The following is a 22282-nucleotide window of genomic DNA, read 5'->3' as shown; positions in this document are numbered from 1 at the left end:
TTATCGAGCGTCGTCGATTATTCGATCGAATACAACGCGCTGCTAGGCTGGGGTTTGCATGACGCAACATTGGAATGCAATTCGCAAGCACTGGCAGTTGCTCGGCTCACCGCTGCGGCCGCCGGCGGAGGTGGTCGAAACTTACGACCGCGAGCTCGACCTTGCCCGGTCGCACGTCGTGATGTTCGGCGTGACGCCGGAGCTCGCCGGGCTGGGTGCCAGTATGACGGCGGTCGACGAATCCGCCGACATGATTGCCGGCATCTGGCCAGGCGACACCGAAACGCGCAAGGCGGTGCAAGGCGACTGGTTCGACCTGCCGTTTCCCGGCGCGAGCGTCGATGCGCTGATCGGCGATGGATGCCTCTCGGTCATCGGCACCGCGAACCTCAGGCGCACACTGTTTGCTTCGATCGCGCGTGCGCTGAAAGCAGACGGGCGCGCCGGCATAAGGCTTTATGCTTCCCCCGGGACTCCAGACGACCCGAAGGATATCCGCGCCCTGGCGCTGAGCGGTGGCGTCGCAACCTTCCACGAGCTCAAATGGCGCGTGGCGATGACCGCAATCGGCGGCGCGCCTGACTACACGATACCGGTGAGGGGCATCCTCGAACAATTCGAAGCGCTGTTTCCGGATCGCGAAGAGCTTGCGGCTCGCACAGGATGGGAGCTGCCGGTCATCGGAACCATCGACGTCTACCGCAACTCGTCGGTCATCTACAATTTCGCCCCCGCGGCAGCACTCATCGAGGAAGCCCAGACCTTCTTCGATGATGTCCGGCTGGCCTCGACCGGCACATACGGGCTCGCTGAACGCTGCCCGCTGCTGGTGCTGCGGTCGCCGAAGCGCCGGGACTGACGGACGAGATTGCTCGTCGGCGCCTCGCGACACCCGGTGCTTTTCGGGCTGGCGTTCCGCGTGAGAAAAATTTCGCGTCGCCTCCCCCTTGCGCGCGCCTTGACTCCGGCAAGGCGCCGGCCTATTTCAGCGCCACGTTAGCACTCGTCTTTGGTGAGTGCTAACCCATATCCGGCCTCGCCGGATGGAGGAACAGTTCTCACCGTTCTCATTCGAGGAAGAAAACATGGCAAAGTCCAAGTTCCGCCCGCTTCATGACCGCGTGGTCGTTCGCCGGGTCGAATCCGAATCCAAGACCGCCGGCGGGATCATCATCCCGGATACGGCGAAGGAGAAGCCGCAGGAAGGCGAGATCATCGCCGTCGGTTCCGGCGCCCGCGACGAAGCAGGCAAGCTCGTGCCGCTGGATGTCAAGGCCGGCGATCGCATCCTGTTCGGCAAGTGGTCGGGCACCGAAGTCAAGCTCAATGGCGAAGACCTTCTGATCATGAAGGAATCCGACATCATGGGTATCATCGGCTGATCATCGGCCTCACCTGAATCTTCATCTTCGGGCTCTTCCCGAGCCCCTGCCAGGAGCTAAAACATGGCTGCCAAAGACGTAAAATTCTCCCGCGATGCCCGTGAGCGCATGCTGCGCGGTGTCAACATCCTCGCCGACGCGGTGAAGGTCACCCTCGGCCCCAAGGGCCGCAACGTCGTCATCGACAAGTCGTTCGGCGCCCCGCGCATCACCAAGGACGGCGTCACCGTCGCCAAGGAAATCGAGCTCGAGGACAAGTTCGAGAACATGGGCGCGCAGATGGTCCGCGAAGTCGCTTCGAAGACCAACGACATCGCCGGCGACGGCACCACGACCGCAACGGTTCTGGCGCAGTCGATCGTCCAGGAAGGCCACAAGGCGGTTGCCGCCGGCATGAACCCGATGGACCTGAAGCGCGGCATCGACCTCGCCGTTGGCGACGTCGTCACGACGCTGATCAAGAACGCCAAGAAGATCAAGACCTCGGAAGAAGTTGCCCAGGTCGGCACCATCGCCGGCAATGGCGATGCCTCGGTCGGCTCGATGATCGCCGAAGCGATGCAGAAGGTCGGCAATGAGGGCGTCATCACCGTCGAGGAGGCCAAGACCGCCGAGACCGAGCTCGAAGTCGTCGAAGGCATGCAGTTCGACCGCGGCTACCTGTCGCCCTACTTCGTCACCAATGCAGACAAGATGGTCGCCGATCTCGAGGACGCCTACATCCTGCTGCACGAGAAGAAGCTCTCCAACCTGCAGGCCATGCTGCCGATCCTCGAGGCTGTCGTGCAGACCTCGAAGCCGCTGGTCATCATCTCGGAAGACGTCGAAGGTGAGGCTCTGGCCACGCTGGTCGTCAACAAGCTGCGCGGCGGCCTGAAGATCGCCGCCGTCAAGGCGCCGGGCTTCGGTGACCGCCGTAAGGCCATGCTGGAAGACATCGCCATCCTCACCGGCGGCCAGGTCATTTCCGAAGACCTCGGCATCAAGCTCGAGAATGTCGGCCTCAACATGCTCGGCCGCGCCAAGAAGGTGTCGATCTCCAAGGAGAACACCACCATTGTCGACGGCGCCGGCAAGAAGGCCGAGATCCAGGGCCGCGTTGCCCAGATCAAGCAGCAGATCGAGGAGACCACCTCGGACTACGACAAGGAGAAGCTGCAGGAACGTCTCGCCAAGCTGGCCGGCGGCGTTGCCGTCATCCGCGTCGGCGGTGCGACCGAGATCGAAGTCAAGGAAAAGAAGGACCGCGTCGATGACGCCCTCAACGCGACTCGCGCGGCCGTCGAAGAAGGCATCGTTCCCGGCGGCGGCGTCGCGCTTCTGCGCGCTTCGCTGAACATCAAGGCAACCGGCGCCAACTCCGACCAGACCGCTGGCATCAACATCGTTCGTCGCGCCCTGCAGGCTCCGGCCCGTCAGATCGCGTCCAACGCCGGTGCGGAAGCATCGATCGTTGCCGGCAAGATCCTGGAGAACAAGGGCGCGACCTTCGGCTACAACGCCCAGACCGGCGAATATGGCGACATGATCGCCATGGGCATCGTCGATCCGGTCAAGGTCGTGCGCACCGCTCTCCAGGACGCGGCCTCGGTCGCCGGCCTGCTGGTCACCACCGAAGCCATGATCGCCGAGGCTCCGAAGAAGGAGTCGGCTGGCGGCATGCCCGGCGGTATGCCTGGCGGCGGCATGGGTGGCATGGGCGGCATGGACTTCTAAGAAGTCCATAAAGCACGCCCATCAACTAACATTGCTCAAGCCCGCAAACGGGCTTGAGTGGCGGCATGGACTTCTAATCCAGGCTACCAAGCTGATACGGAAAGGGCGCCCAGAGGCGCCCTTTCCTGTTTTGCGAGGATTATCGGGGCGATCAACGTTTGATCGGCATTCCGAAACGAAATCGCTTCGCCGTGAAGATAAGTCGCCGCAACGCCTTCAGGCCGGCCGCGAGCTTTCCCTCAGCCTTCATTGCCCGGTCCGTCCAGCATGGCCTTCACGCCTTCCAGATCGACACCAACGAAGGAAGCGACGGCCCATCCGCTAGAGGCCGCGCAGCGACCAGCCTTTCCGCGAGGTCGACCGAAATACCTTGCTCGGCCAGCAGGAAACCGGCCCGCTCGTTTCTGCCACGCGAGAAACATGGCGCGTGTCCGGTTGCAGCGGCCGGCGCGAAAGCAGCGGCGTCCAGTCAACGCCGCCGGCAGGCACCTCCCCCGAGCCGGAAAGCGCCATCTCGGCGGAGGCGTTGTACTTGAAATGCGCGGTTCCAGTCGAGATTCCTGGCAAATTGCGGTCCGCGAACCGCCTGATCCGACTGTCCGCGCCCCAACGCCTGCTCCCGAAACCGCTTCGCCGGCCGCCCCGTTGCGGCTAGACCTGGGGAGTTAAGCCGATATTTCCGGAGCCGGCAAAGCCCTTTATCCTAAGGCGGTAGCGTCCGCCTCCCGGGCTACCTTGCCGGCAAGCACCGCTTGCTCGACCAGCGCGGCCACTTCGTCGGCGACAGTCAAGACCGGCGTGCGGTCGCGGGTGGCGCGCGCGATCACCATAAGGCCCTCCAGCGAGGATTCGACCAGCAGGGCCAGCGCCTGCGCGCGCCGCTCCGGCACCCCTGCCCTGACGAAAGCCTTGCGCAGCAGTCCGATCCACTGCTCGAAGGCCGACCGGCAGATTTCGGCCAGGTCCGGCACATCGTTCGGAGCGTCGAGCACCACCGGCGCGACCGGGCAGCCGAGCGAGAATTCGTTCTCTTCCAGCATGCGGGCCACCGACTGGTAGATGTGGTGCACGGCAACGGCTGGGTCGCTTTCCTCCAACAGCGCGGCGCCAAGCCGCTCGGTCACATCGGCGACACTGGCGCGCGTCACTTCGATGACCAACTGGTCCTTGCCGCCCGGGAAATGGAAATAGAGCGACCCGCGGGGCGCGCCGCTGGCGCTCAAAATGTCGTTGAGCGACGTGCCGTGATAGCCGCGCTGCCGAATGAGCAGCCCGGTCGCCTCGATCATGCGGGTGCGTGTGTCCGTCGCCACGTCGACCTCTCGACTGTCAACCTCTGTCAGGAGCTTGCATTATAGGACTTGCCCCTAATATGACAATCGGTCTACATAATATGTAAATCGGTCTACATATTTGAGAGACAACAATGCAAACCTATCGGCTCGAGGGGCAAGGCAGCATCGACAAACTGGCGTTGCGCGAGGAGGCGATGCCGCAGCCAGGTCCGCGTCAGATCGTCGTGCGGGTGCGCGCCACCTCGCTCAATCGCCGCGACACGATGATCCTCAACGGCACCTATCCTCTGGCACCCCGCGCCGGCATCGTGCCGCTGAGCGACGGCGCCGGCGAAGTCGTCGCGGTCGGCGACGGTGCGACCCGCTTTGCCATCGGCGACCGCGTCACCGGCAGCTATTTCGCGCGCTGGATCGACGGCCGCATGCATCCGGGCATCGTCGATCAGCTCGGCTGCACGCTGGACGGCATGCTCTGCGAATACGCGCTGCTCGACGAGCAATGGGCCGTGCGGCTGCCCGACCACCTCTCCTGGCAAGAGGCGGCGACCTTCACCTGCGCCGGGCTGACCGCCTGGAGCGCGCTGACGGGCGCCGAAATTCCAAAGCCCGGACAATGGGTTCTCACCATTGGCTCAGGTGGCGTCGCGCTGTTTGCGCTGCAGTTCGCCAAGCTCATGGGTTGCCGCGTGGCCGCCGTCACCTCGCGCGCCGAGAAAGCCGAAAGGCTGCGGACGCTCGGCGCCGACCTCGTCATCGCGGTAGCCGGAACGCCGGAATGGGGCGTGAAATTGCGCGAGGCGACCGGCGGGATCGATCTCGTCGTCGAGACCGGCGGCCCGGTGACTTTTACGCAATCGCTGATCGCCAGCGCGCTTTACGGGCGCATCGTGCTGCTCACCGTGCAGGACCACAACGGCAAATCGGTCGAGATCCCGGGCGCCGTCTACCAGCGCAGCCTCGTCACCATCGGCCGGCTGTTCGTCGGCAGCCGCAACGGGCTGGAGGCGATGCTTGCCGCTGTCGCCACGCACCGGCTGAAACCCGTCCTCGACAAGGTCTTCCCCTTCGCCGAGGCGCGCGAGGCCTGCCGTCATTTCCAGCGGGGCGACGTCTTCGGCAAGGTCGTCATCGACGGCGCGTGACCACCACACTTTCCCACAAACAGAGAGGAGACCAGCCATGACAATCCGTGAAGCCTCGGCCCAGTGGCAGGGCACGCTCAAGGAAGGATCCGGCCGGCTGCGGCTGGGCAGCGGCGTGTTCGAAGGCGCCTATTCCTTCCCGTCGCGCTTCGAGAACGGCCCGGGCACCAATCCGGAAGAGCTGATAGCGGCCGCGCATGCCGGCTGCTTCTCGATGGCGCTTACCGCCGTGCTCGGCGGCGAAGGCCACACGGCCAAAAGCATCCACACCATTGCCAAGGTGCATCTCGGCGCAACCACGGCCGGGCCGACGATTACCCGCATCGAGCTCGAGACCGAGGCGAGCATCGCCGGCATCTCGGCCGAGGACTTCGAGCGGCTGGCGCAAAAGGCCAAGGCAGCCTGCCTCGTCTCGCGGGCACTGGCCGGCGTCGCCTCAATCACGCTCAAGGCGAACCTTGCAGACCACTGAAACGGAAGGAGGAAAATCCAATGACCCAGGAATTGATCATCGACATCGCCGCGGCCAAGCGCTCCGCCGAGACGGCGGAAATCATGCGGCGCTACAACGACGTCTTCCAGCGTCACGATCCGTCGGCCCTGGACGAACTGGTGGCGCAGGACTGCGTGATCGAGAACACCACGCCGGCGCCGGACGGCGCCCGCCGCATCGGCAAGGCCGCCTGCGTCGAATTGTGGTCGGCGATCGCCACCGGACCCGGCACCCGCTTCGATGTCGAAGAGACGTTCGTCGCCGGCGACCGCGCTACGATCCGCTGGCGCTTCTGGATGTCCGACGGCAGTTCGCTGCGCGGCGTCAACCTGATGCGTGTCGCGGATGGGCAAATCGTCGAGGCGATGGGCTATGTGAAAGGATAGGGCCTGGCGCGGAAGAGCCGCGCTCAGGCCCAGTCCAGAATCCGTCCCCGCCAGGATCTGGATCCCGGGCAAGCCGCGGCCTACGAGACGACCCGATTGAGTTTCACGAAGGTCTTGGGACTGCGCTGGATGGTCTGGAAGACCACGCAGTAGCGATCGGTGAGTTCCATGAGCTGGGTCAGCCGGCCTTGCTCGACATCCGACTCGATGTCGAAGCGCAGGCGGATTTCCTTGAAGCCGACCGGCACACCTTCGGTGACGCCGAGCGTGCCGCGAAGATCGACGTCGCCCTCGGCGGAAATCTCCGCCGACTTGATCGGAATCTCCAGCACGGCCGCGGCCGCCCGCATCGAGACGCCGGCGCAGGCGATCAGCGCCTCCAGCAGCATGTCGCCGGAGCAAAGCTCCCGCCCGCTGCCGCCGGCCTTCGGATGGATGCCCGCCAAGGCAAGACCGCGTCCGGTCTCGACCTTGCAGGTCACCTTCGAGTCGTCGGCATTGCCCCTGGCCTTCAAGGTAAGAAGTGCTGCCCGCGCGTCCTTGCGATAAAGATCCTTGATCGGCTCCTGCGTGGCGCGAAACGTCGCGATATCCATTGCTGTTCTCCTGTCGTGAATTGCGGTTGTCTGAAATCGTCGGCCATCGTCCGGACCTATTCCGGGACGGCGATGCCTGAGCCGCCGAGCTCGGCGGGAAAATCCTTCAGCTTCGGTAGTCCGTCCTTCATCGGCAGGACCGTCTCTGCGTAATTGACATGGACCCTCGGCTTGAATTCCACCGTCGGTATGGTGGCGGCATAGACGTCGACCAGCCCGAGCGGCGGATGATCCGTCATCAGATGACCGCCGCATTTGGTGCAGAACTGGCGGTTGCTCATCTCGGACTTCTTGAAGCCGGATAGAAACTCCGCGCCCTTGGTGACCTTGACGTTCCGTGGCTTCCACAGCGTGAAGGCATTCGCCGGAGACGCCGACCATGACCGGCAGGAACCGCAGTGGCAGTAGCCCATTGCCTCGGCGGTTCCGTGGACTTCGATTTCCACGGCGCCGCAAAAACACCCGCCCTTATGTACCGTCATGACTTTCGATCCTTATCCAGGTTTGGTTCGACCGTGCTCAGCGCCGGTTGAGACGGCACCGCACGGTGCTGTCGGGGTTTAAAGCTTCCGCCAATGAACGGAATGACGGGGCGTCCGCCTTACTTGACAGCTCGTCCGGAACTGGAAAGGGATGTCGCGTCGGATTGCCGCGCGGCTTGCGGGAAATGGGTGTAATGGCCGGGGATGCTCTTTCTGACCTTTTGAAAACGGTGCGCCTCACCGGCGCGACGTTTTTCGACATCGAAGGCCACGACCCGTGGGCCGTCCATTCGCCCGCGCCGGCCTCAATATTGCCCAAGGTACTTCCCGGGGCGGATCACCTGATTTCCTATCATGTGGTAACGGCCGGCCACTGCTTCGCGCGGATCATCGGCGACGAGCCGATCCCGATGGAAGCCGGCGAAGTCGTGGTCTTCACCAGAAGCGACCCGCACATCATGTCGAGTCATCCCGACTTGCGCGCCGACCCGCCGACGGCCGACGTGCTCGACATAGCGACTGCGGGCCGAATGCCTTTCTACATCAACTGCGCCGGCGGCGGCTCGCGCTCGGTCAGGCTGATCTGCGGCTATCTCGCCTGCGATGCCCTGCCCTTCAATCCGCTGCTCGAAGCGCTGCCGCCGGCCATCAAGGCCGGCGACGCCAGGGGCGATGGCGGGTGGCTCGGCCAGTTCATCAGGCAGGCGGTCTCGGAGGTGGCTGACAAGCGGGCCGGCAGCGAAACAGTGCTCACCAAGCTCAGCGAGCTGATGTTCGTCGACGTGCTGCGCCGCTATGTGGAATCGCTGCCGCCGCAACAGACTGGCTGGCTGGCAGGCCTGCGCGATCCGCATCTGGGCAAGGCGCTGGCGCTGATCCACGACCGTCCGGCTCACAATTGGACGGTGGATGCGCTGGCGAAGGAGTCGGCATTGTCGCGCACCGTGCTTGCGGAGCGCTTCACCAGAATCGTCGGCATGCCGCCGATGCACTATCTCGCCAAATGGCGCATGCAGATCGCCTCGGAACTGCTCAGCGCCGGCAACAGCAACGTCGCCAGCATCGCTGCTGACATCGGCTATGAATCCGAAGCGGCGTTCAGCCGCGCCTTCAAGAAGATGATCGGCGTCCCGCCTTCTGCCTGGCGGCTCGGGGTTCGGGCTGCGGCCGGTTCCGGAAGCGACGAGGCTTCCGAAACCGAGGGCTGACCGTCCGTTAGCGATCGGCCAGCGCCAGCTTGGCTCCGAGCATGACGAAGGCGGCGGCAAAACTGCGGCGCATCCAGGTCAGCACTTTCGGCCGCGACACGATGTGGCTGCGCACCGACGCCGCGAACACGCCGTAGATGGCGAAGACGACGAAGGTCATCAGCATGAAGACCCCGGAGAGCTCGAGCATCTTGGGCAGCGCATGCGGCTCGTTGGTGCTGACGAATTGCGGCAGGAAGGCGAAGAAGAAGATCGACAGTTTCGGGTTGAGGATGTTGACCAGGACGCCGGAGGTGATGGTCCTGGCGGTCGAGCGCGGCGCGGCCTCCTCGTCGATGCTGAGCCCGCCTTTTTCCTTCAACGTGTTCCAGGCCATGTAGAGCAGATAGGCGACGCCGAGATATTTCAGCGTCTCGAAGGCGATGGCGCTTGTGTGCAGCACCGCTGCGAGGCCGGTGATCGCGGCCGCCATATGCGGGATGATGCCCAGCGTGCAGGCGAAGGCGGCGATAATTGAAGCGCGCGCGCCGCGCGAAAGACCGGCGCTCAGCGTGTAGAGGACGCCGGTGCCGGGCGAAGCCACGATGATCAGCGACGTCAACAGGAATTCGATGCTCATGGATTTCCTCCGCAGCCCTGCCCGACGGGAAGGTACCGGGAGGAATGGGTGTCGGCAAGCGGCGGAGAGCTTGATCTCCCCCCTGTGGGGAGATGGCCGGCAGGCCAGAGGGAGCGCGAAGGAACGCGGCCTCTCAGTCCCTTTTCTTTGAAATCTATTCGGATGTCCGATCGAAGTTCGGCTGAGACGCCGGCGGGACAGCGCCCCACTCTGCCCTGCCGGGCTTTCGTCCTTCGCAAAGCCAAGCAGTTGGCTTCGCGTCCGCTAGGCGGACCAGTCCTCAACTCCCACAAGCGGGGAGATAGGCAGTTCGAGCCCATGCGCTGCCCTCGCCATCAGGCAGTCGTCACCGCCCGGCATGCAGGCGCGGCAGACATCGGGGCGGAGATCATAGATGCCACAGGCCGTGTGCTTGCCCACCTCGCCGGTGAGCGCCGAACATCGGCCGCCCTCGCAGCGCATGCCGGACTGGTCCGCGGCTACCATCTCGGCCGGAATGCGGTCGAGCTGTTCGTCATCCTCGGTCGAAAAACGCGGCCAGTCGGCCGAATAAGAGCAGCAGGCGCCGCAGCTCTGGCAATCGAATACGTCGACCGTACCGGCATCCTCGTCGACAGACACCAAGGACTGACCGGGCAGCCCGAGCGGCCTGGCTGTGCGACCGGCGTCCTGCGGCAAGGGCGCTACTTCTTTCTGGTCTTGCGCGCCGGCGCTTCGGCCGACGACTTGAACAGATCGGTCGCAACCTCTGCGGACGCATCCGGCTTCGCCGCCGGCTTGGCTGGCTTGGCAGTGGCGGGCGGAGCTGCCGGCTGGTCCTTGGCGGAGAATTTTATGGCCATGTCAGTCCTCGTCAGAAAAGCGCGATGATGGCGCATTGGGGTTGCGCAAGCGGCCGATCAGCGCCGAGACCGCCGTGATGTTCATTTCCTCGGGCGACCAGTTCCTGGCATCCTCGATGTGGTGCGGCGCCAGCTCACGATGCGTGCTGCCGCTGTAGGCGGCATCCTGATAGCTGGTGCGCTGACGGGTCTTGGCGTCTTCCCGCACATACTCGATCAGGTAGTTCGGGGCTTCGGCGCGGCCGCGCACGCCAACGCGCACCTGGGCATCGCCATGCGCGCGCTTGCAGCGTTCGAGCCTTTCCAGCACTCGGCGAACATATTCGATCGGCTTGTCAAGGGTGTCGACCATGTCGGCGATGGTCGCATCGGCGGCGATCGGCGTTGATGGCACGCGTTTGGCGGCCATCAGCGTGTGCCTGCCGGTTTCGGCAAGGCCTGCTCACATGATTCATTCGAGGTAGCGGTCAAAATCTTCTCCTGCCCGGAGGCTGATGCCGAAATGGCAGAGCGTCTTTCGGCCATGGCCACGCACAAAGCAACATGGCGTCAGATTAAATTGCGGACGCCCGCATCCCTGGCCTTGCAGCATTCCTATCACATCGTGGCGGGCGTTTGGGGCTATCCGCAAAAAGGACAAAAAAATTCGTCGGCTGCGGAACCAATGTCATGGCAAGCCGTTTTTACTCAAGCCGTCAGCAATTCACGAGCAATCGAGAACGGTTGACGGCAAAAGCGCCTCCCGCGCCGTAACACGCGCGAGAGGCGTTTTCTATTGCTCAGCGCTCCTGATCGGTCGGACGGATAAGTATCTCGTTGACGTTGACCCTTGGCGGCTGGCTGACGGCATAGAAAATGGCGTTCGCAATATCCTCGGCGGTCAGCGCTTCCATCGTGGCGAGACGGTGTTCGAGGCCGGCCTTGGATTGCGCGTTGGTGATGTGATCGCCAAGTTCGGTACGCACAAGGCCCGGCTCGATGACGGTGACGCGCACCTTGTCGGCATAGACCTCGCGGCGCAGCGATTCCGAAAAAGCCACCACGCCGAACTTGGTCGCCGCGTAACCGGCCGCGCCCGGGTTGGCGACACGACCGGCCACCGAGGAGACGTTGACGATATGGCCCTTCGAAGCCTTCAAGTGCGGCAGCGCCGCCTTGGTGGTCGCCATCAGCCCGATCAGGTTGAGCTCGATCATCTGGCGCCAGTCGTCGAGATCGGCTTCGACCGCGGGGGCAAGCAGCATGACGCCGGCATTGTTGACGAGGATGTCGAGACGTCCCCACTCGGATATGACCTTGTCGACCATCGCGGTGATGTCGCCGGCCTTGGCAATGTCGGCTTCGATGGCGCGCGCCTTGCCGCCCGCCTGTTCGATGCGCGCAACCAGTGCCTCAAGGCGATCGGCACGACGGGCGGCGACCGCCACTTTCGCGCCGGCCGCGGCAAGGGCCACAGCGGTGGCCTCGCCGATGCCGGACGAAGCGCCGGTGACAAGCGCGACCTTGCCCGTGAATATTGAATTTGCGGTGGTCATGAGAAATCTCCAGGAGCCCGGCCCGCCCCTTCACATAGGCCGCGCCGCCAAGGCTTGAAGTCCCCCATCAGCGCAGTCGACGCAATTTGCGGACCCGGCCGCGCTCAATCCTGTTCGTGCGGCCCGGGCTCCGGCCAGGGCTCCCTGGCGGCTTCCGCATACCAGTGACGCATCGCGGGCGTCGCCAATACCGCATCGACATAGGCGCGGGTGACGGGCGCCAGCTCACCGCCATAGGTGTCGAAGCGCGTCACCACCGGCGCATACATCGCATCGGCCGCGGTGAAATGACCGAACAGGAACGGGCCGCCGTCACCATATTGCTCGCGGCAGCGACGCCAGATCGCTTCGATCCTCGTCCGCTGCGCCTCGCCCTCGGCATCGAGCGGCTTATGGGATTTCGGCCGGCGCAGATTCATCGGCCAGCCGTAGCGCACCTCGCGGAAGCCGGAATGCATCTCGGTCGCCACCGAGCGTGCCAGTTGACGGGCGCCGAGGTCTTCCGGCCAGAGCTTCTTCCCAGGGTAGAGATCGGCAAGATACTCAAGGATGGCAAGCGTTTCCCAGACGATCCTGCCCTTATGATTCAAAACCGGCACAAGGCCGGTCGGCGACACCTTGGCGAGGTTGGCGGCCGTCTGCGGCGTGCGCAGCCGCACGAAGCCCTCCTCGAAAGGGATCTCCAGGTGCTTCATCGCCACCCATGGCCTGAGCGACCAGGACGAAAAGCACTTGTTGCCGATATAGAGGGTGAATTCCGCCAAGATTGACCTCTCTTGATGCTGGTTGCGGCGCAAACCTAACCGCTTCACCTTCGAGCCGAAAGTCATTGTCGCGCCGCCGGTTTGCGGAACCAAAAAACTCCGCGTCCGTTTGGACGTGAGATGCGGTTCTCGCATCCAGGCTCCACCCAGGAGATGCGCGCATGGTGAACAGAGATCAGGTCGCCGGTCTTGCCAAGCAAATGAAGGGTTCGGTCAAGCAGGCGGCCGGCAAGGCCACCGGCAACCGGCGGACCCAGGTCGAAGGCGCTGCCGACAAGCTCGCCGGCAAGGTGCAGAAGGCCTATGGCGACGTGAAGGACAGGATCAAAAGGGCGTTCTGACCGCTCATCAGTTTGCCTTGACGACAGGACTATGGAGGTCGCCGCGAGGCGGCCTTTTCATGTCTGGAATTGCTTGGCCAAGGCGTTGGTGAAGACGATCTCGCCGTGGTCGCCGGCCGCTTCGCCCAGCACCACGTCTAGGTTGTCGGCCGTCACGCGCGCCAGCGCGAAGCCGCCCATATAGGCCGCCTTCGGCTTGACGATATCGAGCCCGTCGCGCTGGTAGATCATCGGCACTTCGTGCTGGTGGCCGTGGAAGACGGCAATCACATTATAGCCCTTGATCGCGGCCAGCAGCGCCTGGCGGTCCGCCTCGCCCCACCAGTGCGGACGGCCGGAGCCATCGTCATCGTATGTGCGTTTCACCGGATCCCAGCGCTCGATCGAGAAAGTGTCCCAGCCATAGTGCTGGAACAGGATCACTGGACGGCCGTCGCCGGCATAGGTGGCGAGGTCCTGCTTCAGCCAAGGCAGGCTGCTCGGCGCGCCATGGCCGGTGTCGCCGGCGAAGCGGTGCGTCTGGATAAGATGCAGGCCGCCCCAGTCCCAGGAATAGCAGTCGGTGTCGACGTCATATTCGGTCGCCGGCACCGGCGGCTTGAAGAACACGCCGGGGCGATGGTTGACCTCGACATAGTCGCGCAGTTCGCGGCGATACCAGTCGACATGCGGCGGCGAGCCGTTCTGGTCGAGATCGTGGTTGCCCAGCCCGACATAGACCGGGATGTGAACGCGGTCCGGCCCGACGCCTTCCTGATAGCGCTGGGAGAACTGCAGAAGCTGCGTGCCTTCGCTGGGCTCGGTGACCTGGCCGCCGCCATCGTCGGTGATGTCGCCGCCAGTGACGAGGCCGAGCGGCGTGCCGATGCGGGTGCCGGCCGAATGCAGCCCGGTGGAAACGCCGTTGATCTCGGCCGGCCACTCCTTGTCGGCAATGGCGTTCAGGGCCGCGACGTTGCGCAGAAGCGCTGCATCGGTCTTGCCTTCCTGCAGGCAGTTGGGGCTGAGCCCGCTCGCCATGCGGCAGGCATGGATATCGGCGATGAAGAGGAAGGTGGCGTCGACCGGCTGGATGCGCCGGCCCGTCTGGCCGAAGGCCACGCGCGGAAAGACGCCGGCGGCAGCGAGGCCGCCCAACCGAGCCATGAAGATGCGGCGCGAAACGGTTGTTGGCGAAGAGCGATTCATCGTCACCCGATTAAACACCCTTGATCCGCCTCGTCCAGTTCAATGCCCGGCCAGCGCCTGGAGACTTTTCATGCCAAGGCATGACAGGCTCTTGGGTCGACAGCGCGGCGGGGGTCTGTCATTGCTTTGGCACATGCATCCAGCGGAGGAAGGCATGAAAACCCTGACAACCGGCATGGCGTTCGCCATGCTCGCCGGCGCCGCGCAGGCCGCGGACTGCGTGGACGCAAAAACCGCCAAAGCCGGCTTCGCGCTCGAAAAGGCCGGCATCCGCAGCGAATTCCGGCCGGCGTCCGGCGGCATGGTCGCGGTCGCCAACAAGTATGAATCGGACTCGCCGCAGACGCAGTATCTCTATGCCGGGCTGATCGAAGTGTTCCGCGACAGCGACACCGGACGGCTGTCGATGATCCCGCTCGGCGACCTCAAGAAGCTGTTCCCGCTGAAAGCGGGCGCCAAGAGCAAGACCGAATTCGTGCGACTGTCTTCAAAAAAGGCGCCGAAGGGCACCGAGACACTGGCTTTGGCCGTCAAGGGCAAGGACACCTACAACCTCGGCGACTGCAAATACAACGTGCTCGTGGTCGGCGAAACGATCACCGGCGATACGGGCAATGTGATCGACACGTTCACGGCGCTCTACTCGCCCGACCTGCAGGCGGTGCTGGCACGGCGGTACGATGAGGGGACGAGCGCACAGAGCGAGGTGGGATTCGAGACGATCAAGCCGTTGAGGGAGTGAGGTGTAATTGTCAAACGACGCGATCCTTCACGCCTGTGCCCCGCCGGCATCAACCGATCATCCGCCGCGGCAACACGCGACGCCGCCGCTTTGCCGTCAACCCGCTCTGCGATGGCTCGAAACCTTCCAGCGCCCTCAAACACTCCCGCAGCACCCCTGCATCCTGTGACGTCTTGGCCATCGACATGGCGCCGGAATAAGCAGCCACCGCAAGCGCGGCGAAGCGATCGGGATCGGTCCTGCCCTGCCCGCTATCCAGCTGGTCGGCCCGGATCTTATCGGCGATCGCCCTTCGCCAGCCGGCGAAGATCCTGGCGAGCGCCAGGCGGAATTCATCGTCGGCCAGCGACAGCTCGTGCGCCAGGTTGTTGAGCGGGCAGCCGCGCACATAGCCCTGTTGCTCCAACTCCGCAGCCACCGCCTCGAACACGGCCCGCACGCCTTCGCGGGCCGAGGACGCCGCCAGCACCGGGTCGATCCAGGTCTTCTGGACCGCCGCTGCCACCCGTTCCTCGATCACCGCCAGCGCCAGCGCCTTCTTGGTCGGAAAATGGTGATGCAGCGCGCCACCGGTGACGCCGGCCGCGGCCATCAGATCGCCGAGGCTCGAGGCGTGATAGCCGCGCGCCTGGAAGGAGTTCTCCGCCATGTCGAGGACGCGCCGGCGCATGCCTTCCGGGTCGTTTGTGCGTTTCTTGTGTATCGCCATGGCGATCTCCCCATCTCCGCTTGTTGGAGAAGGTACCTGAACGAAGTGAGGGCGGATAAGGGGTGCTCCCGGGGAAAGCCAGCGTCTCACTCCGCTGGAACATCCCTCATCCGTCTCGGCGCTGCGCGCCGATCCACCTTCTCCCGCAACGGGAGAAGGGAAAAACCACGATACCAGATTGACAAAACAGGACAACCGGTCTGTTTATAAAACAGGATGATCCCCCTGTTTTGAGATTCTGACCATGAACCGACCTTCCCGCCTTGCCTCACCCGTCGTCGAGCTTCGGCAATACGCGCTGAAGCCAGGGCAGCGCGATACGCTGATCGCGCTGTTCGATCGGGAGTTCGTCGAGACGCAGGAAGCGACAGGCATGACCGTCATCGGCCAGTTCCGCGATCTCGACCGCCCCGACATGTTCGTCTGGCTGCGCGGTTTCGAGGATATGGAGGCAAGGAAGGATGCGCTGAGCGCCTTCTATGGCGGCCCCGTCTGGGCAGCGCATCGGGATGCCGCCAATGCGACGATGATCGATTCCGACAACGTGTTGTTGCTCAAACCGGCATGGCGGGGTGCGGAGTTCGACCTCTCAGATTTACAGCGGCCGACAGCCGCCGAAGCTGAAAGTATGAACGGCGGAAGGCGTTTGCCTGGTTTTGTTGAGATTTCGATTCATCATTTGCGGCGAGGCGCCGAGGCCGGTTTTGCCGGGCGTTTCGAGGCGGAGGCGGTCCCGCTGCTCGCGGCAAACGGCGCCCGGCTGCTCGGCGCCTTCGTCAGCGAGCATTCCGAAAACACCTTTCCGCGTTTACCCGTGCGTGCCGCTGAAAACGTCTTCGTCATCGTCGCAGGGTTCGACGATGGCGATGCCCACGCCGGCCGTCGGGCCGCCCTCGCCGCTTCGCCGGCATGGCGGGCGATCCATGAAGCCTTGCAAGCCGCTTCCACAAAGCCGGCAGAGACGTTGCGTCTGACGCCTACGGCCCGTTCGCTGCTGAGATAGTCATGCGGCCGGCGGCATGCCCGCTATTGCCTCGGCGACAAAGGCCGGGTCTTCCCAATGCGGGTTGTGACCGCAATCTTGTGCCCACACCAGGCGCGATCCGGCCAGCGCCCCGGTCAGTGTGTGCTGGTGCGCCGCGCCGAAGAGCGGGTCGCGCCCGCCGGCGATGATCAGTGTCGGGACCTGCACGGCCCGCGCCGCGGCGGTCAGATCGGTGCGGCGGACTTCTTCGAGAATGGCGCGCCAGCGCGCCGCGGGAATCGCGGACGCGTCCATCGCGAGGCCGGCGAGAAAGGCCCGCGGCACACCTGGCCGGCAGGCATGCCACCAGTCATAGAAAGGATCGGACGGCGAGATCGGATCACGAAGCGCTGCCACGCCATCGATCAGTTGGTGATGCGATCCGAAATCGGGCCTCAGCGTGCTGGCCACGATCACCAGCCCACCGACCAGTTCCGGATGCCGAGCGGCCAGCGCGATCGACACCATGCCACCCAGCGAATGCCCGACGACGACCGGCCGGTCGAGCCGCAGGCGCCGGATCAGCCCGGCAATGTCGTCGGCGAAATCGGCGACGCCGCAGCCCTCGCCCGCCTGCGAGCCGCCGTGGCCACGCAGGTCCGGCATGATAAGCCGGCGGCCGGGAAGATGCGGCGCCAGCAGCGAGAAGCTGCGGCTGGTATCGGTGAAGCCGTGCACGAGGACAAGCGGCGGCTCCGAACCGGGGATCTCGACATAGGCAAGGTCGAGACCGCCGATATAGACGGTCCGCTTGCGCCCGGCCCAAGACGCCTGCTCGGCCTCCTGATCCGTCAGTTCCAAGGCTGCCGGCCTCACAGTCCGAGCTTTTCCTTGACCGCGGCAAGGCCGGGCTTGCCATCGAAGGTGGTGACGCCGGCAAGCCACGCATCGAGACGATCCCTGTGCTGTGCGATCGACTTCAGCGCCCCGTCCTCCGGCTTCATGCCGTCATTGATGAGATAGCCCATGCCGACATTTTCCATGTCGATGTCGAAGGCAAGGTTCTTCAGAAACTGCGCGACGTTGGGGCATTCCTGCAGGAAACCCTTGCGCACCTGGGTGGTCACGGTGGCGGCGCCGAAATTCGGGCCGAAGAACTTGTCGCCGCCGGTCAGATATTTGAAGTCGTACATCGTGTTCATCGGATGCGGCGCCCAGCCCTGGAAGACGATGAACTGCTTCTCCTTGATCTCGTAGCCGACCTCCGAGAGCATGCCGGCCTCGCTCGATTCCACCACCTGCCAGCCGTCCAGGCCGTATTGCGGATCGGCAATGGCGTCCATCATGAGCTGATTGGATCCGGGCTCGATGCCATACATCTTCTTGCCGAACTTGTCGGCGAACTTGTGCAGGTCCGACAGGCCCTTGACGCCGGCATCCCAGACATAGGTCGGCACGGCGAAAGTGTATTTGGCGCCGACCAGGTTGACGCGCACATTCTCGATCGAGCCGTCCTTCTTGTAGGGCTCGTAATAGGTGACCATCGCCGGATCCCAGTAGCCGAGGAACAGGTCGAGGTCTTTGTTCTTCATCCCCTCATAGATGACGTTGATGCCGAGCACTTCGCTCTGCGGCTCGTAGCCGAGCGCCTGGAGCAGCACCTTGGCCACGCCGGTGGTGAAGGCGAGATCGTTCCAGCCGGGCTCGGCCATGCGGACCGTTTTGCAGCTCTCGGCCTCGGCGGCCCGGGTCGCCTCGGAAGCCAGCATCAGGGCCGCGACACAGACGCCATTTGCAAGCATGCGCAACATTTCGGTTCTCCTCATATCGGCTATTGACCATTTGGTCATGTTATTGTCCCATTGGTCAATTATTGATCTGAGCGGACGAAAATGTCAACATGGATTCGTCATGCGAGGATCGACCCGGTGAAACTCACGCGTCTCAGCGACATACGCCGCAAGGAATTGCGGCAGGCGGCTTTCGCCGTTCTTGAGCGAGAAGGCATCGCCGGCGCGACGCTGGAAAAGGTCGCGGCCCAGGCCGGCGCCTCGAAGGGCATCGTGCTGCATTATTTCCGCAACAAGCAGGAGCTGTTCGAGCACGCCATGCGCGAAGCCAACGCCGTGCTTTGTCACGCCGTCGTCGCCCGGCTTCAGCGGGCGCGAACGCCGACGGAACGGCTGGATGCGGTGATCGAAGGCAATTTCGAGGAGCATTTGTTCCTGCCGCCGCTCTGCCATGCCTGGCTGTCACTCTGCGCCGAGGTGCCGCGCGACGAGAAATTGGCACGTATCCAGAAGGTCATCCACGCGCGCATGCGCTCGAACCTCTTGTCCGGCCTGCGCGGCCTTGCTTCGCCGGAACTGGCCGAGGAGATCGTGCTTGGCGTCACCGCCTTGATCGACGGGCTATGGCTCAGGCTCGGCCTGCAGCCGGGCAGCGTCACGCGCGAGCAGGCGGTACGCCAGGTCAAGGATTTCGTCGCGGGGCGGCTAAGTCTGCGCCAGCCCGGGCCGGTCGGGCTAGCCTCGGCCGGATAAAGTTCCTGCCTGTCGATAGCTTCCGCGCTTGAGCGCCCGCGTTGCTCGGCGCTGCATTCCCGCTCCAACGGCAGCTATACCCCCGGGAGAGCACTCGCGGTGCCGTCCCAGTCCTTGAAGCCGAGCGTTCCCACCTCATCGAGTATCTGCTCGCGGATCCAGCGATGCGGTGGCTCATCATCGCGGCGGGCGTGCCAGTACATCCTCACCGCCGGCGACGGTATCGGGATCGGCGCCCGATAGATGCCGATCGGCAAGGATTTTGCCGCCGCGACCGCGAACTGCGTTGGAACCGCGGCCAGATAAGGCCCGTTCGCCACGGCCAGCGCGACGGCCTGGAAGTGCGGCAAAGCAAGCATGACGCGGCGCGCCCGGCCCATCCTGCCCAGCGCATCGTCGGTGAAGCCCGACATCGATCCATCGATGGAGCGCAGCGCATGCGGCAGCGCGCAGAAGAGGTCGAGTGGCACCTCTTCGCCCTCGGCGATGCCGGCCTGGCCGAGCGCGGCGTTGTCCTTCGCCGCGACAATGGCGAAAGGCGAGCCGAACAGCGCCACGCTTGAGACCCACTCCGCGACCTCCAGCGGGCGCTCCAGCGCAAGGTCGATCCGATCGTCCTGCAACAGCTTCGAGACGTCGCCGATGGCGCTGTCGAGGAAACGGAACGATACGCCGGGCGCCACCGCCGCAGTGCGCGCGGCGAAGGGCGGCATAAGAAGCATGGAGAAGAAATCCGCGCCCATGAAGGTGAAGGTCCGTTCCAGCCTTGCCGGATCGAAATCGGTCGCCGGCTGAAAGGCGCGCTCGATCTCGCGCAACGCCGCGCGCACCGGCTCCGCCAGGCTTTCGGCGCGAGGCGTCGGCACCATGTCGTTGCCGCGGCGCACGAAGAGCTGGTCGTTGAGCGCATGACGCAGGCGGTTGAGCGCGGCGCTCACAGCCGGCTGGCTGAGGCCGATCTGCTCGCCGGCGCGCGTCACGCTCTTCTCGCGCAGCAGCGCGTCGAGCACCCTCACCAGATTGAGGTCGAGCGCGTTCAAATTCATCGCATCAATCCGCCCCATACGATCATTCGATTTCCATCACCGGCTCGTCCTTGCTTAGGTCGCCGTCGAAGCCGCTTTGTCGGCACTCAACAAGGGAGAGCAATGATGACAATGATCAACACGACGATCGCAGGCAAGGAACTCCTCTGGTTCAACAACACGCTCGTTGCCATCCAGGTTTCGTCGGCCGACGGCGAGGACGGCATCTGCATCATCGAGCACCGCCAGCCCTACGGCGATTCCGCGCCGCTGCACGTGCACCGCAATGAGGACGAGGTGTTTCATATCCTCGAAGGCCGGATACGTTTTGTCGTCGACGGCCGCGAGCGGCTTGCCGGCGCCGGCGAAACGGTGCTCGCTCCGAAAGGCCTGCCGCACACTTACAAGGTCGAGTCTCTCGAAGGCGCCCATACGCTCACCGTCACGCGCGGTTCGGATTTCGAGACGATGGTGCGCAAGGCTAGTCGCCCTGCGGAGCGAGCCGAACTGCCGCCGGCGGCAGCGCCGACGCCGGAGATGATTGAGGTGTTGACGAGCGTGTGCGCCGAGAACGGCATCGATATTGTCGGGCCGCCGCTGGGGTGCTGATCTCCCCCCTTGTGGGGGAGATGGCCGGCAGGCCAGAGAGGGCGCTGTCCCGCCAGCCCTTCGCTCCTGTTCGAAACAGCCCGAAGGATTTCCAAACGCCGTGATCCTTCGCGCCCCCCTCTGACCTGCCGGGCATCTCCCACGAGCGGGAGATTGGCCGTCACCGCCGTCTCGCCCGAAGCGAGAAGGAAGAGGCGCCCTTCAACCGATTTGCATCTTCCCCGCCCGCAATCTCCGCTTGATGCGGTTTGTGCAACGCGATACGCCGTTGCCCAAATCGACAGACTGGAGACTTGCCTTGAGTGCTGAAAAGACCAGAACCGAAACCGATACGTTCGGCCCCATTGAGGTGGCGGCCGACCGCTATTGGGGCGCGCAGGCGCAGCGTTCGCTGGGCAATTTCAAGATCGGCTGGGAGAAGCAGCCGGCCTCGATCGTGCGCGCGCTCGGCATCGTCAAGCGTGCCGCCGCGGAAGTGAACATGGAGATGAAGCGGCTCGATCCGGCCATCGGCAAGGCGATCGTCGACGCTGCGCAGGAAGTCATCGAAGGCAAGCTCGACGATCATTTCCCGCTGGTCGTGTGGCAGACGGGTTCGGGCACGCAGTCCAACATGAACGCCAACGAGGTGATCTCCAACCGGGCGATCGAGATGCTCGGCGGCGTCATGGGTTCGAAGAAGCCGGTGCATCCGAACGACCACGTCAACATGAGCCAGTCGTCGAACGACACCTATCCGACGGCCATGCACATCGCCTGCGCCGAGCGGGTCGCGCATCACCTGATCCCTGCGCTGCATCATCTGCACAAGGCGCTCGACGCCAAGGCCCGCGCCTTCAATCACATCATCAAGATCGGCCGCACGCACACGCAGGACGCCACGCCGCTGACCCTTGGCCAGGAATTTTCCGGCTATGCCGCGCAGGTCGCCTCCTCGATCAAGCGCATCGAGCAGACGCTGCCCGGCCTGCAGGAACTGGCGCAGGGCGGCACCGCCGTCGGCACCGGCCTCAACGCGCCGGTCGGCTTCGCGGAAAAGGTGGCGGACCGCATCGCTTCGATCACCGGCATTTCTTTCGTGACCGCACCGAACAAGTTCGAGGCGCTCGCGGCACACGATTCCATGGTGTTCTCGCATGGCGCGATCAACGCGGCGGCGGCGGCGCTGTTCAAGATCGCCAACGACATCCGCCTGCTCGGCTCCGGCCCGCGCTCGGGCCTCGGCGAGCTGTCGCTTCCGGAAAACGAGCCGGGTTCCTCGATCATGCCCGGCAAGGTCAACCCGACCCAGTGCGAGGCGCTGACACAGGTCTGCGTGCAGGTGTTCGGCAACAATGCAGCGCTCACCTTCGCCGGCAGCCAGGGCCATTTCGAGCTCAATGTCTACAATCCGCTGATGGCCTACAACTTCCTGCAGTCGGTGCAGCTGCTTGCCGACGCTTCCGTCTCCTTCACCGACAATTGCGTGATCGGCATCGAGGCACGCGAGGACAACATCAAGGCAGCACTCGAGCGCTCGCTGATGCTGGTGACGGCGCTGGCGCCGACCATTGGCTACGACAACGCCGCCAAGATCGCCAAGACCGCGCACAAGAACGGCACGACCTTGCGCGAGGAGGCCTTGGCCACCGGCTTGGTCAGCGAAGCCGATTACGATCGGCTGGTGCGGCCGGAGGACATGACGCATCCGGGGTAAGCACA

At 64.2% G+C, this 22282-nt stretch carries 28 protein-coding genes; 14 read left to right on the top strand and 14 right to left on the bottom strand.

All coding sequences use genetic code 11. The features are described 5' to 3' along the window. The first annotated feature begins 58 nt into the window (after positions 1 to 58). The 3 genes from FJW07_RS07100 to groL all read left to right on the top strand — a co-directional run bounded on the left by FJW07_RS07100 (position 59) and on the right by groL (position 3098). Positions 59 to 859 carry a class I SAM-dependent methyltransferase gene (locus FJW07_RS07100; RefSeq protein ID WP_140785736.1) on the top strand — a complete coding sequence of 267 codons (801 nt, stop codon included), beginning with the start codon at positions 59 to 61 and terminating at the stop codon, positions 857 to 859. A 226-nt stretch (positions 860 to 1085) separates the two neighbouring features. Next, a complete protein-coding gene (groES, locus tag FJW07_RS07095) occupies positions 1086 to 1382 on the top strand; it encodes a co-chaperone GroES (protein WP_006203049.1) in 297 nt (98 codons plus the stop codon). A gap of 63 nt (positions 1383 to 1445) precedes the next feature. After that, entirely contained in the window at positions 1446 to 3098 is a 1653-nt protein-coding gene (gene groL, locus FJW07_RS07090; RefSeq protein ID WP_140641057.1) for a chaperonin GroEL, read from the top strand. Between the two features lie 698 nt (positions 3099 to 3796). Here the strand turns inward: groL and FJW07_RS07085 are convergent. Continuing rightward, positions 3797 to 4411, bottom strand: a complete 615-nt coding sequence (locus tag FJW07_RS07085; RefSeq protein WP_140855393.1) for a TetR/AcrR family transcriptional regulator — start codon at positions 4409 to 4411, stop codon at positions 3797 to 3799. 113 nt (positions 4412 to 4524) lie between these two features. Here FJW07_RS07085 and FJW07_RS07080 point away from each other — a divergent pair, with 113 nt between their 5' ends. The 3 genes from FJW07_RS07080 to FJW07_RS07070 are packed head-to-tail and all read left to right on the top strand — an operon-like array spanning position 4525 to position 6414. Next, entirely contained in the window at positions 4525 to 5535 is a 1011-nt protein-coding gene (locus FJW07_RS07080) for an NAD(P)-dependent alcohol dehydrogenase (protein ID WP_140855391.1), read from the top strand. A gap of 37 nt (positions 5536 to 5572) precedes the next feature. Beyond that, complete coding sequence (locus FJW07_RS07075) at positions 5573 to 6007, top strand: OsmC family protein (protein ID WP_140785738.1); 435 nt, start codon at positions 5573 to 5575, stop codon at positions 6005 to 6007. Positions 6008 to 6027: 20 nt separating this feature from the next. Then, entirely contained in the window at positions 6028 to 6414 is a 387-nt protein-coding gene (locus FJW07_RS07070; protein ID WP_140785739.1) for a nuclear transport factor 2 family protein, read from the top strand. Positions 6415 to 6494: 80 nt separating this feature from the next. On the opposite strand, the gene FJW07_RS07065 is transcribed toward FJW07_RS07070, so the two are convergent. Beyond that, positions 6495 to 7010 carry an OsmC family protein gene (locus FJW07_RS07065; RefSeq protein ID WP_140641048.1) on the bottom strand — a complete coding sequence of 172 codons (516 nt, stop codon included), beginning with the start codon at positions 7008 to 7010 and terminating at the stop codon, positions 6495 to 6497. A 56-nt stretch (positions 7011 to 7066) separates the two neighbouring features. Continuing rightward, the gene (locus FJW07_RS07060; RefSeq protein WP_140855389.1) at positions 7067 to 7492 is read right to left on the bottom strand and encodes a GFA family protein; all 426 of its coding nucleotides are present in this window, start codon (positions 7490 to 7492) and stop codon (positions 7067 to 7069) included. Between the two features lie 194 nt (positions 7493 to 7686). On the opposite strand from FJW07_RS07060, the gene FJW07_RS07055 reads away from it, so the two are divergent. Continuing rightward, positions 7687 to 8700, top strand: coding sequence for an AraC family transcriptional regulator (locus FJW07_RS07055; protein WP_181182586.1), 1014 nt, complete (start codon positions 7687 to 7689; stop codon positions 8698 to 8700). Positions 8701 to 8707: 7 nt separating this feature from the next. On the opposite strand, the gene FJW07_RS07050 is transcribed toward FJW07_RS07055, so the two are convergent. The 4 genes from FJW07_RS07050 to FJW07_RS07040 form a co-directional block, all read right to left on the bottom strand. After that, positions 8708 to 9319 (bottom strand): LysE family translocator, encoded by a 612-nt coding sequence (locus FJW07_RS07050; RefSeq protein ID WP_140855385.1) that lies wholly within the window; start codon positions 9317 to 9319, stop codon positions 8708 to 8710. Between the two features lie 264 nt (positions 9320 to 9583). Further along, the gene (locus FJW07_RS07045) at positions 9584 to 9940 is read right to left on the bottom strand and encodes a YkgJ family cysteine cluster protein (protein ID WP_181182585.1); all 357 of its coding nucleotides are present in this window, start codon (positions 9938 to 9940) and stop codon (positions 9584 to 9586) included. Positions 9941 to 10002: 62 nt separating this feature from the next. Beyond that, a complete protein-coding gene (locus FJW07_RS31665) occupies positions 10003 to 10161 on the bottom strand; it encodes a hypothetical protein (protein ID WP_181175604.1) in 159 nt (52 codons plus the stop codon). Between the two features lies 1 nt (position 10162). Next, complete coding sequence (locus FJW07_RS07040) at positions 10163 to 10570, bottom strand: hypothetical protein (protein WP_095768506.1); 408 nt, start codon at positions 10568 to 10570, stop codon at positions 10163 to 10165. 6 nt (positions 10571 to 10576) lie between these two features. Between FJW07_RS07040 and FJW07_RS07035 the strand changes: the two genes are divergently transcribed. Then, positions 10577 to 10888 carry a hypothetical protein gene (locus FJW07_RS07035; protein WP_140855383.1) on the top strand — a complete coding sequence of 104 codons (312 nt, stop codon included), beginning with the start codon at positions 10577 to 10579 and terminating at the stop codon, positions 10886 to 10888. Positions 10889 to 10940: 52 nt separating this feature from the next. On the opposite strand, the gene FJW07_RS07030 is transcribed toward FJW07_RS07035, so the two are convergent. Both FJW07_RS07030 and FJW07_RS07025 read right to left on the bottom strand, forming a co-directional pair. Next, on the bottom strand, positions 10941 to 11696 hold the full coding sequence (locus tag FJW07_RS07030) for an SDR family NAD(P)-dependent oxidoreductase (RefSeq protein WP_140855381.1): 756 nt from the start codon (positions 11694 to 11696) through the stop codon (positions 10941 to 10943). A 104-nt stretch (positions 11697 to 11800) separates the two neighbouring features. After that, complete coding sequence (locus FJW07_RS07025; protein WP_140641036.1) at positions 11801 to 12460, bottom strand: glutathione S-transferase family protein; 660 nt, start codon at positions 12458 to 12460, stop codon at positions 11801 to 11803. A gap of 161 nt (positions 12461 to 12621) precedes the next feature. Here FJW07_RS07025 and FJW07_RS07020 point away from each other — a divergent pair, with 161 nt between their 5' ends. After that, positions 12622 to 12801: a CsbD family protein gene (locus FJW07_RS07020; RefSeq protein WP_140855379.1), complete on the top strand. Its 180-nt coding sequence runs from the start codon at positions 12622 to 12624 to the stop codon at positions 12799 to 12801. A gap of 57 nt (positions 12802 to 12858) precedes the next feature. Here FJW07_RS07020 and FJW07_RS07015 read toward each other — a convergent pair whose 3' ends face one another. Then, positions 12859 to 13989 (bottom strand): metallophosphoesterase, encoded by a 1131-nt coding sequence (locus FJW07_RS07015; RefSeq protein WP_140855377.1) that lies wholly within the window; start codon positions 13987 to 13989, stop codon positions 12859 to 12861. A 154-nt stretch (positions 13990 to 14143) separates the two neighbouring features. On the opposite strand from FJW07_RS07015, the gene FJW07_RS07010 reads away from it, so the two are divergent. Continuing rightward, positions 14144 to 14731, top strand: a complete 588-nt coding sequence (locus tag FJW07_RS07010; protein WP_140855375.1) for a hypothetical protein — start codon at positions 14144 to 14146, stop codon at positions 14729 to 14731. Positions 14732 to 14780: 49 nt separating this feature from the next. Here the strand turns inward: FJW07_RS07010 and FJW07_RS07005 are convergent, their stop codons facing one another. Then, the gene (locus FJW07_RS07005) at positions 14781 to 15440 is read right to left on the bottom strand and encodes a TetR/AcrR family transcriptional regulator (protein WP_140855373.1); all 660 of its coding nucleotides are present in this window, start codon (positions 15438 to 15440) and stop codon (positions 14781 to 14783) included. 244 nt (positions 15441 to 15684) lie between these two features. On the opposite strand from FJW07_RS07005, the gene FJW07_RS07000 reads away from it, so the two are divergent. Next, positions 15685 to 16443, top strand: a complete 759-nt coding sequence (locus FJW07_RS07000; RefSeq protein WP_140855371.1) for an NIPSNAP family protein — start codon at positions 15685 to 15687, stop codon at positions 16441 to 16443. Here FJW07_RS07000 and FJW07_RS06995 read toward each other — a convergent pair whose 3' ends face one another. Beyond that, positions 16444 to 17265: an alpha/beta hydrolase gene (locus tag FJW07_RS06995; protein WP_246680699.1), complete on the bottom strand. Its 822-nt coding sequence runs from the start codon at positions 17263 to 17265 to the stop codon at positions 16444 to 16446. Between the two features lie 11 nt (positions 17266 to 17276). After that, a complete protein-coding gene (gene choX, locus FJW07_RS06990; protein WP_140855368.1) occupies positions 17277 to 18215 on the bottom strand; it encodes a choline ABC transporter substrate-binding protein in 939 nt (312 codons plus the stop codon). An 81-nt stretch (positions 18216 to 18296) separates the two neighbouring features. Here choX and betI point away from each other — a divergent pair, with 81 nt between their 5' ends. After that, positions 18297 to 18947 carry a transcriptional regulator BetI gene (gene betI / locus FJW07_RS06985; protein ID WP_140855366.1) on the top strand — a complete coding sequence of 217 codons (651 nt, stop codon included), beginning with the start codon at positions 18297 to 18299 and terminating at the stop codon, positions 18945 to 18947. A 74-nt stretch (positions 18948 to 19021) separates the two neighbouring features. On the opposite strand, the gene FJW07_RS06980 is transcribed toward betI, so the two are convergent. Next, the gene (locus FJW07_RS06980) at positions 19022 to 19993 is read right to left on the bottom strand and encodes a LysR family transcriptional regulator (protein ID WP_140855364.1); all 972 of its coding nucleotides are present in this window, start codon (positions 19991 to 19993) and stop codon (positions 19022 to 19024) included. A gap of 105 nt (positions 19994 to 20098) precedes the next feature. Here FJW07_RS06980 and FJW07_RS06975 point away from each other — a divergent pair, with 105 nt between their 5' ends. After that, entirely contained in the window at positions 20099 to 20581 is a 483-nt protein-coding gene (locus FJW07_RS06975; protein ID WP_140855362.1) for a cupin domain-containing protein, read from the top strand. 298 nt (positions 20582 to 20879) lie between these two features. Then, complete coding sequence (fumC, locus tag FJW07_RS06970; protein WP_140855360.1) at positions 20880 to 22277, top strand: class II fumarate hydratase; 1398 nt, start codon at positions 20880 to 20882, stop codon at positions 22275 to 22277. The last annotated feature ends 5 nt before the right edge of the window (positions 22278 to 22282 follow it).

It is taken from the genome of Mesorhizobium sp. B3-1-9 (genome assembly GCF_006439595.1).
GTDB lineage: Bacteria > Pseudomonadota > Alphaproteobacteria > Rhizobiales > Rhizobiaceae > Mesorhizobium.
The sequence above is the reverse complement of the archived record's forward strand: the minus strand, read 5'-3'. Positions and strand labels throughout refer to the sequence as shown.

Bases quoted from the DNA above. Each gene is read 5' to 3' on its own strand.
- FJW07_RS07040 (WP_095768506.1), bottom strand. From the start codon at position 10,570: ATGGCCGCCAAACGCGTGCCATCAACGCCGATCGCCGCCGATGCGACC.
- FJW07_RS07010 (WP_140855375.1), top strand. From the start codon at position 14,144: ATGAAAACCCTGACAACCGGCATGGCGTTCGCCATGCTCGCCGGCGCC.
- FJW07_RS06980 (WP_140855364.1), bottom strand. From the start codon at position 19,993: ATGAATTTGAACGCGCTCGACCTCAATCTGGTGAGGGTGCTCGACGCG.
- betI (WP_140855366.1), top strand. From the start codon at position 18,297: ATGTCAACATGGATTCGTCATGCGAGGATCGACCCGGTGAAACTCACG.
- FJW07_RS06975 (WP_140855362.1), top strand. From the start codon at position 20,099: ATGACAATGATCAACACGACGATCGCAGGCAAGGAACTCCTCTGGTTC.
- groL (WP_140641057.1), top strand. From the start codon at position 1,446: ATGGCTGCCAAAGACGTAAAATTCTCCCGCGATGCCCGTGAGCGCATG.
- FJW07_RS07020 (WP_140855379.1), top strand. From the start codon at position 12,622: ATGGTGAACAGAGATCAGGTCGCCGGTCTTGCCAAGCAAATGAAGGGT.
- FJW07_RS07050 (WP_140855385.1), bottom strand. From the start codon at position 9,319: ATGAGCATCGAATTCCTGTTGACGTCGCTGATCATCGTGGCTTCGCCC.
- FJW07_RS07030 (WP_140855381.1), bottom strand. From the start codon at position 11,696: ATGACCACCGCAAATTCAATATTCACGGGCAAGGTCGCGCTTGTCACC.
- FJW07_RS07060 (WP_140855389.1), bottom strand. From the start codon at position 7,492: ATGACGGTACATAAGGGCGGGTGTTTTTGCGGCGCCGTGGAAATCGAA.
- FJW07_RS07080 (WP_140855391.1), top strand. From the start codon at position 4,525: ATGCAAACCTATCGGCTCGAGGGGCAAGGCAGCATCGACAAACTGGCG.
- FJW07_RS07055 (WP_181182586.1), top strand. From the start codon at position 7,687: ATGGCCGGGGATGCTCTTTCTGACCTTTTGAAAACGGTGCGCCTCACC.
- FJW07_RS07015 (WP_140855377.1), bottom strand. From the start codon at position 13,989: ATGAATCGCTCTTCGCCAACAACCGTTTCGCGCCGCATCTTCATGGCT.
- FJW07_RS07000 (WP_140855371.1), top strand. From the start codon at position 15,685: ATGAACCGACCTTCCCGCCTTGCCTCACCCGTCGTCGAGCTTCGGCAA.
- FJW07_RS07075 (WP_140785738.1), top strand. From the start codon at position 5,573: ATGACAATCCGTGAAGCCTCGGCCCAGTGGCAGGGCACGCTCAAGGAA.
- FJW07_RS07065 (WP_140641048.1), bottom strand. From the start codon at position 7,010: ATGGATATCGCGACGTTTCGCGCCACGCAGGAGCCGATCAAGGATCTT.
- choX (WP_140855368.1), bottom strand. From the start codon at position 18,215: ATGTTGCGCATGCTTGCAAATGGCGTCTGTGTCGCGGCCCTGATGCTG.
- groES (WP_006203049.1), top strand. From the start codon at position 1,086: ATGGCAAAGTCCAAGTTCCGCCCGCTTCATGACCGCGTGGTCGTTCGC.
- FJW07_RS07070 (WP_140785739.1), top strand. From the start codon at position 6,028: ATGACCCAGGAATTGATCATCGACATCGCCGCGGCCAAGCGCTCCGCC.
- FJW07_RS07005 (WP_140855373.1), bottom strand. From the start codon at position 15,440: ATGGCGATACACAAGAAACGCACAAACGACCCGGAAGGCATGCGCCGG.
- FJW07_RS31665 (WP_181175604.1), bottom strand. From the start codon at position 10,161: ATGGCCATAAAATTCTCCGCCAAGGACCAGCCGGCAGCTCCGCCCGCC.
- FJW07_RS07100 (WP_140785736.1), top strand. From the start codon at position 59: ATGACGCAACATTGGAATGCAATTCGCAAGCACTGGCAGTTGCTCGGC.